15 protein-coding genes are annotated in these 14,814 nt (G+C 58.7%); 11 read left to right on the forward strand and 4 right to left on the reverse strand.

Going from position 1 to position 14,814, the window contains the following annotated elements; all coding sequences use genetic code 11:
* Nucleotides 1–107: 107 nt before the first annotated feature.
* Nucleotides 108–338: a hypothetical protein gene (locus ACSQ8V_RS06575; protein ID WP_436205250.1), complete on the reverse strand. Its 231-nt coding sequence runs from the start codon at nt 336–338 to the stop codon at nt 108–110.
* A 183-nt stretch (nt 339–521) separates the two neighbouring features.
* Between ACSQ8V_RS06575 and ACSQ8V_RS06580 the strand changes: the two genes are divergently transcribed.
* The 4 genes from ACSQ8V_RS06580 (at nt 522) to ACSQ8V_RS06595 (ending at nt 4,145) form a co-directional block, all read left to right on the forward strand.
* Entirely contained in the window at nt 522–1,778 is a 1,257-nt protein-coding gene (locus ACSQ8V_RS06580) for a Shedu immune nuclease family protein (RefSeq protein ID WP_436205251.1), read from the forward strand.
* A gap of 1,025 nt (nt 1,779–2,803) precedes the next feature.
* The gene (locus ACSQ8V_RS06585; protein WP_436205252.1) at nt 2,804–3,445 is read left to right on the forward strand and encodes a hypothetical protein; all 642 of its coding nucleotides are present in this window, start codon (nt 2,804–2,806) and stop codon (nt 3,443–3,445) included.
* A gap of 196 nt (nt 3,446–3,641) precedes the next feature.
* Complete coding sequence (locus ACSQ8V_RS06590) at nt 3,642–3,782, forward strand: hypothetical protein (protein ID WP_436205253.1); 141 nt, start codon at nt 3,642–3,644, stop codon at nt 3,780–3,782.
* A gap of 12 nt (nt 3,783–3,794) precedes the next feature.
* On the forward strand, nt 3,795–4,145 hold the full coding sequence (locus tag ACSQ8V_RS06595) for a hypothetical protein (protein WP_436181238.1): 351 nt from the start codon (nt 3,795–3,797) through the stop codon (nt 4,143–4,145).
* Nucleotides 4,146–4,523: 378 nt separating this feature from the next.
* On the opposite strand, the gene ACSQ8V_RS06600 is transcribed toward ACSQ8V_RS06595, so the two are convergent.
* Entirely contained in the window at nt 4,524–5,312 is a 789-nt protein-coding gene (locus tag ACSQ8V_RS06600) for a helix-turn-helix domain-containing protein (RefSeq protein ID WP_436205254.1), read from the reverse strand.
* A 142-nt stretch (nt 5,313–5,454) separates the two neighbouring features.
* Here ACSQ8V_RS06600 and ACSQ8V_RS06605 point away from each other — a divergent pair, with 142 nt between their 5' ends.
* Nucleotides 5,455–6,180, forward strand: a complete 726-nt coding sequence (locus ACSQ8V_RS06605; RefSeq protein WP_213763193.1) for a nuclear transport factor 2 family protein — start codon at nt 5,455–5,457, stop codon at nt 6,178–6,180.
* Between the two features lie 81 nt (nt 6,181–6,261).
* Here the strand turns inward: ACSQ8V_RS06605 and ACSQ8V_RS06610 are convergent, their stop codons facing one another.
* Nucleotides 6,262–6,642, reverse strand: a complete 381-nt coding sequence (locus ACSQ8V_RS06610; RefSeq protein WP_213763192.1) for a single-stranded DNA-binding protein — start codon at nt 6,640–6,642, stop codon at nt 6,262–6,264.
* 370 nt (nt 6,643–7,012) lie between these two features.
* Between ACSQ8V_RS06610 and ACSQ8V_RS06615 the strand changes: the two genes are divergently transcribed.
* Together ACSQ8V_RS06615 and ACSQ8V_RS06620 are read left to right on the forward strand one after the other, a co-directional pair.
* Nucleotides 7,013–7,333: a hypothetical protein gene (locus ACSQ8V_RS06615; protein WP_213763190.1), complete on the forward strand. Its 321-nt coding sequence runs from the start codon at nt 7,013–7,015 to the stop codon at nt 7,331–7,333.
* 273 nt (nt 7,334–7,606) lie between these two features.
* Nucleotides 7,607–8,002, forward strand: a complete 396-nt coding sequence (locus ACSQ8V_RS06620; RefSeq protein WP_346730469.1) for a hypothetical protein — start codon at nt 7,607–7,609, stop codon at nt 8,000–8,002.
* A gap of 105 nt (nt 8,003–8,107) precedes the next feature.
* Here ACSQ8V_RS06620 and fabI read toward each other — a convergent pair whose 3' ends face one another.
* Nucleotides 8,108–8,905 (reverse strand): enoyl-ACP reductase FabI, encoded by a 798-nt coding sequence (gene fabI / locus ACSQ8V_RS06625; RefSeq protein ID WP_213763187.1) that lies wholly within the window; start codon nt 8,903–8,905, stop codon nt 8,108–8,110.
* A gap of 229 nt (nt 8,906–9,134) precedes the next feature.
* On the opposite strand from fabI, the gene ACSQ8V_RS06630 reads away from it, so the two are divergent.
* From ACSQ8V_RS06630 to ACSQ8V_RS06645, 4 genes are read left to right on the forward strand one after another with little or no spacing between them, the layout of a single operon-like run.
* On the forward strand, nt 9,135–11,024 hold the full coding sequence (locus tag ACSQ8V_RS06630) for an extracellular solute-binding protein (RefSeq protein WP_436205255.1): 1,890 nt from the start codon (nt 9,135–9,137) through the stop codon (nt 11,022–11,024).
* Nucleotides 11,025–11,058: 34 nt separating this feature from the next.
* The gene (locus ACSQ8V_RS06635) at nt 11,059–12,093 is read left to right on the forward strand and encodes a microcin C ABC transporter permease YejB (protein ID WP_213763185.1); all 1,035 of its coding nucleotides are present in this window, start codon (nt 11,059–11,061) and stop codon (nt 12,091–12,093) included.
* 1 nt (nt 12,094) lies between these two features.
* On the forward strand, nt 12,095–13,201 hold the full coding sequence (locus tag ACSQ8V_RS06640) for an ABC transporter permease (protein WP_436205256.1): 1,107 nt from the start codon (nt 12,095–12,097) through the stop codon (nt 13,199–13,201).
* Nucleotides 13,198–14,796 (forward strand): ABC transporter ATP-binding protein, encoded by a 1,599-nt coding sequence (locus tag ACSQ8V_RS06645; protein ID WP_436205257.1) that lies wholly within the window; start codon nt 13,198–13,200, stop codon nt 14,794–14,796. The genes ACSQ8V_RS06640 and ACSQ8V_RS06645 overlap by 4 nt, the downstream gene beginning before the upstream one ends.
* Nucleotides 14,797–14,814 lie beyond the last annotated feature (18 nt).

Here is a 14,814-nt window from a genome sequence, read left to right on the forward strand (position 1 = left end):
TTCGCCTTGTCCCGAGGCAAAACGGTACGGGTGGCGAGGTCAGACCAGAATGTCCGTGTTGAGGATCGAAGGTGCCGAAATCGAAGACTGGGATGCCCGACCAACCTTCAATCATCAATCACACTGGTATGTATCGATGCGTCGATGGCAGGCGAGCTGTTGTCATGCACAAAAATCCAGGCACCGGTCGCCACTGCGCCGCGGGCTAAGTTCAGTTCCGTCGCCAGCTTGTACAGGCTCGCTGACGATGTCACGGCGTGGTCTTTGGCATACGTTGTCGGATAAGGCACCTCTCCGAAGTCATGGACAGCGCGTTCATGCTGCCGGTTGGAATCCATTCCGTGCTGGGGGAGATGGACCACAACGACAGCTACTACTGAGATGGCATCGCATTGAGCTGGATCACTTCTACGGGGCGGGTCTTTGCCTAGATGATAGTGCTTTGACACCAGCCCATAAGGTCGGGAGACCAGTGCTCGGCGCTTGCAGGATCCGTCGGCGGCTGATGCAACTCTTACCCTATGAAAAAACCTGCGATCGAATTCAAAGCTATCGGCAACAAGCTCCATCTGATCTACCGACCGCACGACGGCACGCAATGGGTCTACAGGAAATTCAAAGTAGGCGACGACGTCACCGTCAAGGGCACGTTCCGCCTTACGCGCCATATCCTTGTCAAGGACGACGTCGATGAGTGGACCGAGATCGATGGTTGGGAGCCTAGAACCGACCCGGACGAATTCGACTTCGACCTGGGTGGCGAGGATCGGATGGACTTCGTCATCGCATCGGCAAAGGGTGACTACTTTTGGTTCAACGCAGAGGCGTTGCCCGTTGGAGTCTCGGTGCTGTTGCACCGCCAGGCGCGACCTACCTGGAAATGGTTTTGCGCCGAGAGAAAGACATCCATTCTAGGCGTCGTAGCCCAGCTAAAGATGAGCCGTATCGTGATCGGCGGGCCAGAGCCAGACGCGATTCCCGTAGCCGAGTTCGAAAAGCTCATCGCCCAGTTTCCGACGACGCACGAGCTGAAGCGATACGTTATTGCACGGATCAGCGGGGTAATTCGCGAATACACGGACGCAGAGATTGACGGCGAGGAACAGCTTAGAAAGACAGTTTCACGAAAGGTCAAGAGCACGCCAAAGGATCTCGCGGCGCCCTTTCGTGAAGCGGACGTGCGCAAGTTTGAATACCTGCTTGCGCACCTCAAGAGGATGTTGACCAAGCCGAATGAATACAAGGAAGCGCAATGGCAGGCCGAGATCGTTAAGATCATTTGCCTGCTGAACCCCAAGTACATAGAGGCGTTTACTGGCGTGCGGGTCAAGGATTTTGATAGCGGCAGCTATCGGATTCTGGACATCCTGCTGCTGGATGCATCAGGCAACATCGACGTAGTTGAGATAAAGCAGCCATTCGGAGAGGCCATGGTCACTCCGCGGCGCTATCGCAAGAACCACGTACCGATGCGAGAGCTGTCTGGCGCGGTTATTCAAGTCGAGAAGTACCTGCTGCACCTGACCCGGTGGGGCCAGAAGGGCGAAGATACGCTGACCAAACGCTACGCATCGCGGCTGCCGCTTGGATTCAAGATCCGCGTGGTGAACCCTAGCGGCCTCGTGATCATGGGCCGCGATGCCGACATGACGCCGGACCAACGTGGCGACTTCGAGGTCACAAGACGGCACTATAAGCACATAGCCGATATCGTTACCTACGATGATCTGCTGCGGCGCCTCGAAGCGGTACTGAACAAGCTGCGCGCTGGGCTCTGAGGCCTAAACTTGCCGGCTGTAACTCCCAGCCGCCACGGCTGGACGTCAGAGATTCAATGGCCGGATTGGAGACGAAACGGCAAGCTGGAAGGCCCCTCAGCCGTGCGACCGGTTGCGCTAAATACCGGTCGTTCGCTGAGCAAGCCCCGAGCTTTCGCTTCGGTCGATCAGGGTCCTTCGGTGCATTCAGCGCTTCCATATTCCTCAGCTTCCTGCGGAGCGTGCGGCATAGTGGATCTCGCTACGGGATAGCGCGGGCTACCCGATGCGATCGACTGGCGGATCGTATAGCGATGATTGCGATTCCGCGCGAGTCGATTTGGGTTGGTCACTGTGGTTCCGTTGTGGCCGAATATTCTATAATGTGAAAAATTGTCTTTGTCTCGATGTAGGGGTAGGAGTGGGGGTGAGGTTGTGCTCCAAGACCGGGAGTCAAACCCGACGCTGGTTTCCGGGCAATATCGAACCCCTCCGTCTCCGCCAGAAGAATGCAAAACCCCGTAGGTCTAACGACTTGCGGGGTTTTTGTTTTTTCTGCCCATCGTTTGACCGATCCCGCCGATGTCGCAATGCCGACTCAGTTCCCGTGCGATACAGCGTCTCCTTATTCTGTTGATGTCCGAATGACGCCGTGCGGTTCTGCTATGCCTGAGTCTGAGCGTCCAATCCCTTACTTACACAGCGAATTGCGAGGTTTGCCTTACGACGTCGCGATGACGAAGCCGTGAGAGAACCACAGTTGCGCAACCGTCCAAGCTTACCAGGTCGTTTATCGGTACCGGTGGCAGCGGCATTGTGGTGCGGGTTCCGGCGAACGAAGTAGAAGAAATATGCCGAGCCGTCCCCATTGGACAATTAAACGCGTTAGTACGTGCGATCCTGCGGCACGCATATCTGAACTGTCTTGAGCCGCGTATCCGGGGCGATTCGCGTCCTTCATGCTTGTAACTTTTAGTCAAATGTCACGCCTTCGGATCGACATTGTTAGAAAGATTCTGCATTGTTAAAAACGATGCTCCGTTCTTATGCAAACACAAGGATTGCTTCAGGCGGCTGATGGATTTCGAAACCGGGCAAACATGGCAACAGAACTGAAAACGGATTCATGGCACAGCTACGTGCTATATCGGAAGAAGGACTATGCGCCCAGTGTCTTTCCAAGTCCTGAAGAAACGCAAGCCATCGAAGCAGGCAAAAAATACGGCCTAGGTGCGGACTCCTACATATGGGCCAAGGACGCAGGCTTGCTCAAACGGGTGCGCGAGTTTCTTGGCAAGAATTTCCACTGGCATGATCGCCTTGCAAAGAGCGGCTCGGATTCGGATGTTGTCCAGGCTCTAATGGAGATGGTGCGGGGTGGTAGCGTCGTAGTTATTCCTGAAAAACCGATGCGCAGCGGCGGCGCTACAGGAGCATCGAAGAACGCCGACCCGTCGTTTCGGCGTGTTTCGGACTATGACGTGCCGAAGTACAAGGCGACCAAGGAACGATATCAGGCGCAACTCGAAAAGATGAATGCCGATCCAATACCGTGGTCGGAAATCCAGTCGATGAACGACAGAATGAACACGCAATTCATGCACGCGGCAATCTTGGCTGCGCCAGCACTCTCGTTGCCTGTATTCGCCCGAGCAGGCTGGATCAGCAAGTACAGCTGCCTGACATGACCGGCGTTGGCTTTGACCGTGTGAATGTTGTCGCAGGCGACGATAGCTCTGCTGGCATGACAACATCACTCGGAGTACACCGTTTGAATACGGGTCCGAAACCGGCTCGTCAACGGAAGTTCGTCAGCTCGCATGGTTGCCCCGAACGGGAGGTCCCGCCAGTGCGTGGGTTGAGAATCCGTCCGGAAGCAAACAGATGCGGCTCTATGATGGCATTGGAAACGCAGCAGTCGATTTCGACTTCGATCATGATCATGGATTCGGTGCACCGCGTGCCCACAACTGGGACGGCAACATCCGTGATAAAGGCAACGCCTTTTCTCTCTTACCTTACTGATGCGAGGCAATCATGGATGACCTCAAGGCATTTACGTTTTTTCACGACTGGTACATCGATATCCTCGCTGTTACTGATGACGGAGATAGTTTGACAGTCGGTCTTAAATTGGACGAGCGACGCGCTACTGTAACTTTTGTCGGGACAACCCGATGCGTTATAGAGCATTACGGGCTTCTCAATATCGTCTATGACATAAAATTTTTGGAACCCGGGACACCGTGCTATGAGAAAGCGTTGAGAGCGCTCAACCAATCTGACCGCTTCTCCGACAAACAACCGAAGCATCTCGCGCTAGTCGCGGCAACGGTAGGCGCCGAGATAGTTGTTGAATTCGGGTCCCTGCGAATCGAATCGACGTAATTTAGCCATCTCCACCTTCAGGAGTGACGCGAGTAAGCGCGCCTTTGGTCTGCCGTTGCTGTTTCATTCTCGCGGATGGTGCAACGGATCATCGACGGTGGTGGTCGGCATCGTCAGTTCCAGCCTTGGGCCTTACGATGAGCGCAGGCGAACAACTCGGTGTGTCTCGCGCAACCTTCTTAGGCGTTATGAACGAGCACGCCGCTTTCAGTTCTGAGATCGCTGCGAGGATCGAGCAGTCGACAACGGAACCATCCGCGCTCGGCTGGTTGCGATGCAAGTTAAATGCGACATGTGGCAACTTCGTGCGAAGGCCATTCCGAAAGTTACTCCAGCTCGTCCGGGCGTGCACACCCAAAGCCGCTTAAGCGTCAGTCGTCACCATCTGAACGCAGCCGCCGTCGCTTCATCCGCCGGGAAGAACAACTCGATCGCCAGCTCCGACAACGTGATATCAATCGGCGTACCGAACATCATCGTTGTACTGATGAACGACAACGGTCCCGCAGCCGTGCTCAACACGAATGGGATCACGATAGAAGATTCGCCCGCGTCATTCCAACCGGATCCCCCCGGATATCGCTTCAACTCATCGCGCAATGCGCTCAACTCCAAATCCGCCGTGAGTGCGATCTGACGCTCCAGCCGTTCAAGTAAATGCGCGCGCCATTGCCCGAGATTCATGATCTTTGACGCCAACCCCTGCGGATGCAGACTCAAGCGCAACACATTCACCGGTGGTTCGAGCAAAGACGGATCAGCATCGGCGATAAGCGCAGCCACCGCACCATTCGCCGACACCAGGTTCCAATGCCGATCGATAGCCAGCGCCGGATACGGTTCGTGCCCCTTCAATATCTGCTCGACTGCGGTTCGCGCGGGCTGCATTGATTGATCTGTGAGCGCGCGTTCCCGGAACACTGGCGCGAACCCCGCCGCGGTCAGCAACTCATTACGTTCACGCAGCGGCACCTCAAGGTACTCAGCCAGCCGCAGCACCATCGCGCGGCTCGGCGCGGCACGCCCCGTTTCGATAAAACTCAGATGCCGGCTCGAAATCTCCGCTTCGCTGGCCAGATAAAGCTGGCTCATGCGCCGTCGTTCGCGCCAGTGCCTGATCATTGGGCCGATACCGATACCCACAGCCGTCGCAGTCAGTGTGTTCATGGCCGTACCTTATCAAACCACCGCACGCCGTTCCATTACCCGCCAGGTAATCGACGCACGACATGCTCGTCCCGATGATTGCTCCCAGGCCGCGCTAAATCCAGTCCGGCCATAGCCCCGAAGACTATCGAAGGAGAGAATCATGACTGAGCATGACGTTCTGGTGGGTCGCTATATCGATACATGGAACGAGACAGATTCGTCGCGACGGAACGCGCTCGCAGAGCGGGTTTTGCTCGACGGCGCGCGCTACACCGACCCGATGATGAGCAGCACCGGCCCGAAAGGGTTCGCCGAGATGATCGGCGCGTTTCAGTCGCAGATGCCTGGGTTGAGGTTCGAGCGGGTTGGTGGGATTGATGCAACGGGCGCGATGGTCCGCTTCAGTTGGCGTCTGATCGATGCCACTGGCCGGCAACTGGCGAGCGGGACGGACGTTGGCGAATTTTCCTTCGACGGACGGTTTGCCGGCATTACCGGTTTTCTCGATAGCACCCTGATGGGCCCGGCATGGTGCGTGGAAAAGTACGCCGCGTTCTGGGCCGCGCCGGACTTCAACCGGCCGAGCGATGAACTGGCGGTGGATATCGAAGGATATTGGCCGGGATTGCACGCGCCGTTGAAGGGCGTGGAGGCCTATGTGCGGCCGCTGCACGAACTGTTGCGCCACGTTCCGGATTTCAGGCTGGAAGTCGCCGACCACGCGAGTCGCGGCGATACAGTCTTCATCCGATGGATTGCCACGGGGACGCACGGCGATGTGCCGCTGCGCTTCGAAGGGGTCGACTGCGTGCGTCACAGCAACGGCCAGGTTTATGAGAACCGGATCTACTGCGACCATCCGCTGATTCATGAATTGAACCGCTAGCGGGATCGGTGCCCCCGTTTTTCTTCGATCGAATAGGGCGCTTCGCTCGGCCGACATGCCGGCGCGAGCGCCCAAGCGAACTCAGACTTCGTCGTCGTCCAGGTCATCGGGGCCTTGCAGGTCCGCTGGTCCCGTTTCACCGCGTACAGCCCGGCGTTTGCGCTGCACGTGGTACGCCGTCAGTACAGCGTGCACGACCATATCCAGCGCGGGTTTCGCGTTACCTTGCTTGTCCGTCCAGGTCTTCGGCGTGAGTGCGCCGGCAAGCGATACGCTGTCGCCGTCATCGAGCGCCTGGAGCGCGTCCTTGACGGTGTCGTCGAAGGCAATCACGTTCACGAACAGGCTCTCGCCGTCGCCGGCCGAGGCGCGAACCCGGCATGTCACGAAATGCGTGCCGTGCTGACCCGTACGCACTTGCGCCGTGCCGTAGAGACGTCCGGAAACCAGACCGTCGATCATGATGTGCCTCTCCAAAATTCAGCAATTGTCTCACTCGCGAGCAGACGTTTCGCGGTTGCACGGGTCAGGCGGGATTTAAATCGGGCGGCCTTGGCCTGCGGTTCGTAGCGGGCTACGGTGATTGATGAACGGTAGAACGATACGTGCTTTACTAGTCCGATTCTATCGCGCGCTTCGAACTGCTCGCGGCGCGTGCCCAATCCCAGCGAGCCTCCGCGACGAGAGATGAGGGGCCGCCAAATCAGCTAAGGAAATGTTGTGTCACACCCTGTTGGCGATCGTAATTCTGAGTTACCAACTTGAAACATCTAGGCCGGCTCGTTCGGCTAAGATTTACTCAACAAACCTACTCCGTTGAGGTGCACTTCAAATGAACAACAAACTGAAGACTTCCATTTTTGCCGGCGCGATTGCAATCGGAGCGCTCGGAATGTCCGGCGCGGCGATGGCCCAAGTGCGTCTTGGTATCAATATCGGCGTGCCCGCGCCGGTGTACGTTGCGCCGCAGCCGGTCTACGCACCGCCGCCGCCCCCGGTCGTCTACGCACCGCCGCCACCGGTGTATGCTGCAGCGCCGGTCGTGGTAATCGGTTGGCACGGCGATCGTTACTGGGACGGCCGCCGTTACTGGAACCGTAACGACTGGTACCGTTATCACGGCGGCCCGCATTACGACCATCGCGGGTACTAAATACCAGCCGTAATACAGCAGCCGTCAGGTAGCTGGCCCAAAGGCCATCCGGCGAAAACCGGGTGGCCTTTGGTTTTTCAGCATCCCGCCAGCCGTCCGTCCAGTGCTACCCTGATTCCCCGTTTTTCATGATGTAACAAAGAGTAAGCTTTCAGCAGACGATACCTCTGCGCCGAAGAACCACTTACAAAGTCGAAGTACCGGATTGAAGGCGATCCGCTATATTCGCTACCACCTGAACAATGATGCTCAAAGGCGCGCTACATGAATGAGATAAAAAGCATCCGGATTCTGACTGGCATTGCTGGTTTGTGCCTCGTCACGATGTCTGGTTTTGCCCACGCCAGCGGCGTGCGGCTGGGGATCAACATCGGTATTCCTGCTCCGGTTTACGTCGCGCCGCAGCCTTATTACGCGCCACCGCCACCGCCCGTCATTTATCAACCGGCTCCGGTGTACGTGCAGCCGCAGATCGTGATCGGCTGGTACGGTAATCGTTACTATGACGGCCATCGCTATTGGGGACGTGACGAGTGGTATCGGCACAACGGTGGCCGGCCGAACTACGGTCATGGCGGCCCGGGATACGGCGGCCACGGTGGCAACTACAATCACGGTGGCAACTACAACCATGGCGGGAATGGCGGTCACGGCGACCATCACAATTAAACACCGTGGTCAGACGCATTAAAAAAGCCGTCCCGCGCAAGCGGGACGGCTTTTGATTTTATCGGCGGCAAAGGAGAGCCGCGGAGAGCCGCCGTTATCGGATCGTTATTCCGAGACCGCCTGCGCGGTCATCCCGCCGACCACGGCATTAAAACCGCCATCGACGTGGATGATCTCGGCACTTACGCCGCCAGCCAGATCCGACAACAGGAACGCCGCCACATTGCCGACCTGATCGATGCTCACGTTGCGCCGCAACGGTGCATTGTTTTCCACGAACTCGAGAATCTTGCCGAAGCTCTTGATGCCGCTTGCTGCCAGCGTCTTGATCGGCCCCGCCGAGATGCCGTTCACGCGCACGCCCTTGTCCCCAAGCGACACCGCCAGATACCGCACGCTTGCCTCAAGCGATGCCTTCGCCAGGCCCATTGTGTTGTAGTTCGGGATCGCGCGTTCGGCGCCGAGATAGCTCAGCGTGAGCAACGACGCATCCGGGGAGAGCATGGATTGCGCCGCTTTGGCGAGTGCCGGGAAGCTGTACGCGGAAATATCGTGGGCGATGCGGAAGTTCTCGCGCGTCATGCCGTCGAGGAAATTCCCCGAGATTGCCTCGCGCGGCGCAAAGCCGATGGAATGCACGAGGCCGTCGAGCGTGCCCCAGCGTTCTTTCAGCGAGACGAAGAGCGCGTCGATTTCCTCGTCGCTACCCACGTCGCACGGAAACACGAGATCGCTGCCGAATTCGGTCGCGAACTCGGTAATGCGGTCCTTGAAACGGTCACCCACGTAGGTGAAGGCGAGTTCGGCGCCTTCGCGCTTGCAAGCCGCCGCGATGCCATAGGCAATCGAGCGGTTCGATAACAAGCCCGTCAGCAGAATCCGTTTTCCAGCGAGAAATCCCATGAATGCTCCTTAAGAAGTCGATATTGCACATGCGCCGGACCGAGCGCGCGCAAGCGGTGCGCGCGTCGTTACAATGCCCGGGACAGTGGTTTTAGTAGAATTCTCTCACATCGCTTAAGGCCCGCTGCGCTTGGGGCGCTTTGAGGAGGCCCTGAGCAGCCCCTCAGCCGGCTCTGAACGGCTGGCTGTTTTTCCGATCATCGTTTCACTGGTATTCATAAAGGCACTCATGGCGACTGGCTCCCGACGGGTCCTCGGTCTTCTGTTTGGCAGCTTGCTGATCGGTTTTGGCGGGCTCGCGGCACCGAAAGCGGCATTGGCCGTGTACGCCATCGCGCAGTATGGCGAGCCGAAATATCCCGCCGGCTTCAAGCACTTCGACTACGTCAATCCGGACGCACCCCGCGGCGGCACGCTGGTTCTGGCGAATCCGAACCGGCTCACGAGCTTCGACAAATTCAACCCGTTCACCCAGCGCGGCAACGCCGCGCCCGGGCTCGGTTATATGTTCGAGAGTTTGACAACCGGCAGTCTTGACGAAGTATCGACGGCTTACGGGCTTCTCGCCGACGACATCAGCATCGCGCCCGACGGCCTCTCTGCCACGTTCCACATCAATCCCAAGGCGCATTTTTCGAATGGCGATCCCGTCACCGCCGAAGACGTGAAATACTCATTCGATACGCTGAAAAGCCCGCAGGCCGCGCCGCAATACGCGGTGTATTTCGGCCAGATTTCGCGCGCGGTCATCCTTGACCCGCTGACCATTCGTTTCGACTTCAGGGAGCGCACGCGGGAGATGCCGTTTATCGCGGGCGCGATTCCGGTGTTTTCGCGCAAGTGGGGCATGAAGCCCGACGGCAGCCACGTTCCCTTCGATCAACTCGCGTTTCAGAAGCCGATAGCAAGCGGTCCGTATCTCATCGAACAATATGACAACGGCCGCACGATCACCTTAAAGCGCGATCCGGCCTATTGGGGCAATGCGTTGCCGGTGCGCGTGGGAACGTTCAACTTCGAGCGCATTACGTACAAGCTCTATTCGGATGGCGTCGCGCGGCTCGAGGCGTTCAAGGCCGGCGAGTACGACGCGCTGGTCGAATATATTGCGCGCAACTGGGTACGTCGCGACATTGGCAAACGTTTTGACAACGGTGAGCTGATCAAGCGCGAATTTCGCAATCACAACGGTACCGGCATGCAGGGCTTTTTCATCAACCTGCGCCGGCCGATCTTCCAGGACGTGCGCGTGCGCCAGGCGCTCGATCTTGCGTTCGACTTCCAGTGGCTGAACCGGCAACTGTTTTTTAACCAATACACGCGCACCGACAGCTTCTTTGCAAACACCGACCTGCAAGCGACGGGCAAGCCAAGCGCGGGCGAACTCGCAATTCTCTCGCCGTTACGCGCGCAACTCGATCCCGCCGTGTTCGGCGACGTGGTGAAGCAGCCCGACACCGATCCACCCGGCTCATTGCGCGCGAACCTGATCACGGCACGCAAGCTGCTGGCTGACGCGGGCTGGACGTATAGGGACGGTGCGTTGCGCAACGCGAAGGGCGAGCCGTTCGTCTTCGAGATTCTCGACGACTCGGCCAGCGGATCGTCGATGGAACCTGTCGTCGCCACATTCCAGCGCAACTTGCAGAAGCTCGGGATTGTCGCGAATTTTCGTACGGTTGACTTTGCGCTGATCCAGAAGCGGCTCGACGCGTTCGACTTCGACATGACCAGCCTGCGCATGCCCGACGTGCAGATTCCCGGTACGGAACAGGAGACGCGTTTCGGCAGCAAGTCCGCGGATCAGCAGGGCTCCGATAACATGAACGGGCTGAAGTCGCCGGCCGTGGATTCGATCGTGCACACCTTGCTTGGCGCCCAGACCCGCGAGCAGCTCCTCGATGCCACCCATGCGCTCGACCGGGTCCTGATGCATGGCTACTATGTGATCCCGCATTGGTACACGGCATCGCATAGGGTGGCGTATCGAAACACGCTCGCGTATCCGGCGACCTTGCCGCTGTATTACACCGCCGAAGACTGGATCACATCGACATGGTGGTTCAAGCCGCCTGCCGCCGCGTCCGCCTCTGCGTCGGCCACGGCTGCAGAGAAGTAAATCCACGCCTTAATCACTCAAGCGGACCGCGCCCATGTGGAGCTACATCCTGAAACGCATTTTGCTGATGATCCCGACCTTGCTCGGTGTCCTCACGCTGACGTTCGCCGTGATCCAGTTCGTGCCGGGCGGCCCGGTCGAGCAAGCCGTGCACGAATTGCGGCGCGGCGAGCAAGGCACGAGCTTCGGCATGCGCATGCACACGGGCGTGGATGCGCAGCAAGTCGCGCAACTTCGCGCGCTCTACGGCTTCGATAAACCGCCGCTAGAACGCTACTGGCTGATGCTCGGACGCTTCGCCCGTTTCGATCTCGGCGACAGCTATTTTCGTCATCAAAGCGTGTGGTCGTTGATTGTGTCGAAGCTGCCGGTGTCGATCAGCATTGGCGTGTGGACGTTCTTTCTTACTTACCTGATTTCGGTGCCGCTCGGGATCGCGAAGGCGGTGCGCAACGGTTCCACCTTCGATTTCACCACCAGCCTGCTCGTGCTCGTCGGCTTCGCCATTCCCGGCTTCGTGCTCGGTGTGCTGCTTCTTGTGCTGTTCGGCGGCGGGTCGTTCTGGCAACTGTTTCCGCTGCGCAACCTCACCTCCGACAACTGGGCAACGTTGAGCCTCGGCGGCAAGATAGCCGACTACTTGTGGCATATCACGTTGCCGATCATTGCGTCGGTGGTCGGCAGCTTCGCGGTCGTCACCATGCTGACCAAGAACGCGTTCCTCGATGAAATCCGCAAACAGTATGTGCTGACGGCGCGCGCCAAGGGGTTGTCGGAGAGAAGGGTGCTGTGGAAACACGTGTTCCGCAACGCGTTGTTGCCGCTGATCGTGGGCTTTCCGGGCGCGTTCATCGGAGCGTTCTTTACGGGCAGTTTGCTGATAGAAACGCTTTTTTCACTCGATGGCCTCGGCCTGCTTTCCTACGAGTCCGTCGTGCGGCGCGATTATCCGGTCGTGCTCGGCACGCTGTATCTGTTCACGCTGATCGGGCTTGCTACCAAGCTGATCTCCGACCTCTGCTATGTCTGGGTCGATCCGCGTATTCAATTCGAACAACTGGAGCGTTGAGTTGAACCGTTCCCTGCTCCGTACGCCGCAAGACAGCGACGCCCAGCCGCTCAGCGTGCCGGTTTCGATCACGCCGGGACAACGCGTCTGGCAACGCTTCAAACGCAACCGGCTCGGCTACTGGAGCCTGGTGATTTTCGTAGTCGCGTTCGCGATCAGTCTCGCGGGACCGCTGTGGTCCAATGACAAACCATTGGTCGTTCGTTATCAGGGGCAGCTTTATTTCCCGCTGGTTAAAACGTATGCCGAGACCACGTTCGGCGGCGATTTTCCAACGCCCGCCGATTACCTCGATCCGTATATTCGCGACCGTTTCAGCGAGGGCAGCAACTTCGCCGTTTATCCGCCGAACCACTACTACTACGACACGCTCAACTATTTTTCGAAGGCCTCGAACCCGGCGCCGCCATCGCGTGAAAACTGGCTCGGCACCGACGATCGCGGCCGCGATGTGTTCGCCCGATTGCTCTATGGCTTTCGCGTCTCGGTCATCTTCGCGCTGGTCCTGACGGCGATAGGCACCGTGCTCGGCCTGCTGGCCGGCGCGGTTCAAGGCTACTTCGGCGGCCGTACGGACCTCACCGGACAACGCCTGATCGAAATCTGGAGTGCGTTGCCGGAGTTGTATCTGCTGATCATTTTCGCGTCCATCTTCGAGCCGAGTTTGCTGCTGCTCGTCGTGCTGTTGTCGTTGTTCGGATGGATCGGGTTATCGGACTATGTGCGCGCGGAGTTCCTGCGCAACCGCACGCAGGATTACGTGCGGGCGGCGCGGGCGATGGGTCTGTCCAACGCCCAGATCATCTGGCGTCACATCCTGCCGAACAGCCTCACGCCCGTTATCACCTTCCTGCCATTTCGTATGAGCGGGGCGATCCTTGCGCTGACCAGCCTTGATTTCCTGGGCCTGGGCGTGCCGCCGCCCACGCCATCGCTTGGAGAATTGCTCGCGCAAGGCAAGGCGAATCTCGACGCGTGGTGGATCTCGCTGTCCACTTTCGGCGTGCTGGTTGCGACCTTGTTGCTGCTCACGTTCATGGGCGACGCGCTGCGTAACGCGCTGGACACGCGCATCTCCGACGCCGTCAAAGCTGGGGGCGGCCAATGAGCGCGCCATTGCTGGAAATCGCAGACTTGCGGGTGCGCTTTGGCGAGACCATGGCCGTCGATGGCGTGAGCCTCAAGATTGAAGCCGGCGAACGCGTGGCGCTGGTCGGCGAGTCGGGATCGGGCAAAAGCGTGACGGCGCTATCTATCCTGCGGCTTTTGCGCGACGCCGAGCTGAGTGGGTCGATTCGCCTGGACGGCGAGGAGTTGCTCACCAAAAGCGAACCCGCGATGCGCAAGCTGCGGGGCTCGGACATCGCGATGATCTTCCAGGAGCCGATGACCGCGCTCAACCCGCTGTACACCATCGGCGACCAGATCGCGGAGACGATTCAGCTGCACGATGGCGTGTCCGCTCGCGACGCCCGCCGGCGAGCGATTGACCTGCTCGCGCGCACGGGGATCACGGATCCGGAAAAGCGCATCGACCGATATCCGCATCAACTCTCGGGCGGACAACGCCAGCGCGCGATGATTGCAATGGCGCTCGCGTGCCGCCCGCGTCTGCTGCTCGCCGACGAACCCACGACCGCGCTCGACGTGACCATCCGCGCGCAGATCGTGGAATTGCTGCTGGAATTGCAACGCGACGAAGCCGCTTCCCGCGGTATGGCCGTGTTGCTGATCACGCACGATCTCAACCTCGTGCGTAAATTCGCGCAGCGCGTGGCGGTGATGGAGCAGGGCGTGCTGGTGGAAAGCGGTACGGTGAAGGACATATTCGCGTCGCCGCAGCATCCCTATACGGTACGTTTGCTTGCGAGCAGGCCGGAGCGCACGGTGTTGCCGGTGCTGCCGCTGTCGCCCGTATTGCTCGACGCGCAAGAGGTATCCGTGGAATTCGCCACGAAGACGCCAGGCGTGGGCGGCTGGTTCCGGCGCGGCGCGTTCAAGGCGGTGGATCGCGTTTCCGTGACGGTGCGGCAGGGTGAAACGTTGGGTATCGTCGGTGAGTCGGGGTCGGGAAAGTCCACTTTGGCGATGGCGCTGCTGGGTTTGCAGCGCACGTCACACGGGAAGGTGGAGTTTCAAGGGCGCTTGCTTGCCGACTATCGTGGCCGTGAAAAAACCGTGTTGCGATCAAATATGCAGGTGGTGTTTCAGGACCCCTATAGCTCGCTGTCGCCGCGCCAGACGATTGAGCGGATCGTAGGCGAGGGGCTTGGGCTGCATCGTCCGGAACTCGATGCTGCCGCGCGGCACGCCAAGGTGGTGGCCGTTCTGCGCGAAGTCGGAATAGACCGTACGGCGTTGAATCGATACCCGCACGAGTTCTCCGGCGGTCAGCGCCAACGTATTGCAATCGCCCGCGCGCTGGTGCTCGAACCGCGCATCCTGATCCTCGATGAACCGACCAGTGCACTCGATGTGTCAATTCAGTATCAAGTTTTGCGTCTACTTGCCGATATACAACGGAAGTACAACCTGGGCTATGTGTTCATCAGCCATGACCTGGAGGTGATCGGCGCGATGGCGCACCGGGTTGTAGTCATGCAGAACGGAACTATCGTGGAAACCGGTGATGTGGAGAATATTTTTGCGACGCCGTCCCACGAATACACAAGAAAGTTACTGAAAGCCGCGATCGCGGCCTAATTTTCACCAATTAGGTGC

The organism is Caballeronia sp. LjRoot31 (assembly GCF_964253885.1).
GTDB lineage: Bacteria > Pseudomonadota > Gammaproteobacteria > Burkholderiales > Burkholderiaceae > Caballeronia.

Excerpts from the sequence above, each read along its gene's own strand:
- ACSQ8V_RS06575 (WP_436205250.1), bottom strand. The coding sequence starts at position 338 with ATGGATTCCAACCGGCAGCATGAACGCGCTGTCCATGACTTCGGAGAG.
- ACSQ8V_RS06580 (WP_436205251.1), top strand. The coding sequence starts at position 522 with ATGAAAAAACCTGCGATCGAATTCAAAGCTATCGGCAACAAGCTCCAT.
- ACSQ8V_RS06585 (WP_436205252.1), top strand. The coding sequence starts at position 2,804 with ATGCAAACACAAGGATTGCTTCAGGCGGCTGATGGATTTCGAAACCGG.
- ACSQ8V_RS06590 (WP_436205253.1), top strand. The coding sequence starts at position 3,642 with ATGCGGCTCTATGATGGCATTGGAAACGCAGCAGTCGATTTCGACTTC.
- ACSQ8V_RS06595 (WP_436181238.1), top strand. The coding sequence starts at position 3,795 with ATGGATGACCTCAAGGCATTTACGTTTTTTCACGACTGGTACATCGAT.
- ACSQ8V_RS06600 (WP_436205254.1), bottom strand. The coding sequence starts at position 5,312 with ATGAACACACTGACTGCGACGGCTGTGGGTATCGGTATCGGCCCAATG.
- ACSQ8V_RS06605 (WP_213763193.1), top strand. The coding sequence starts at position 5,455 with ATGACTGAGCATGACGTTCTGGTGGGTCGCTATATCGATACATGGAAC.
- ACSQ8V_RS06610 (WP_213763192.1), bottom strand. The coding sequence starts at position 6,642 with ATGATCGACGGTCTGGTTTCCGGACGTCTCTACGGCACGGCGCAAGTG.
- ACSQ8V_RS06615 (WP_213763190.1), top strand. The coding sequence starts at position 7,013 with ATGAACAACAAACTGAAGACTTCCATTTTTGCCGGCGCGATTGCAATC.
- fabI (WP_213763187.1), bottom strand. The coding sequence starts at position 8,905 with ATGGGATTTCTCGCTGGAAAACGGATTCTGCTGACGGGCTTGTTATCG.
- ACSQ8V_RS06630 (WP_436205255.1), top strand. The coding sequence starts at position 9,135 with ATGGCGACTGGCTCCCGACGGGTCCTCGGTCTTCTGTTTGGCAGCTTG.
- ACSQ8V_RS06635 (WP_213763185.1), top strand. The coding sequence starts at position 11,059 with ATGTGGAGCTACATCCTGAAACGCATTTTGCTGATGATCCCGACCTTG.
- ACSQ8V_RS06645 (WP_436205257.1), top strand. The coding sequence starts at position 13,198 with ATGAGCGCGCCATTGCTGGAAATCGCAGACTTGCGGGTGCGCTTTGGC.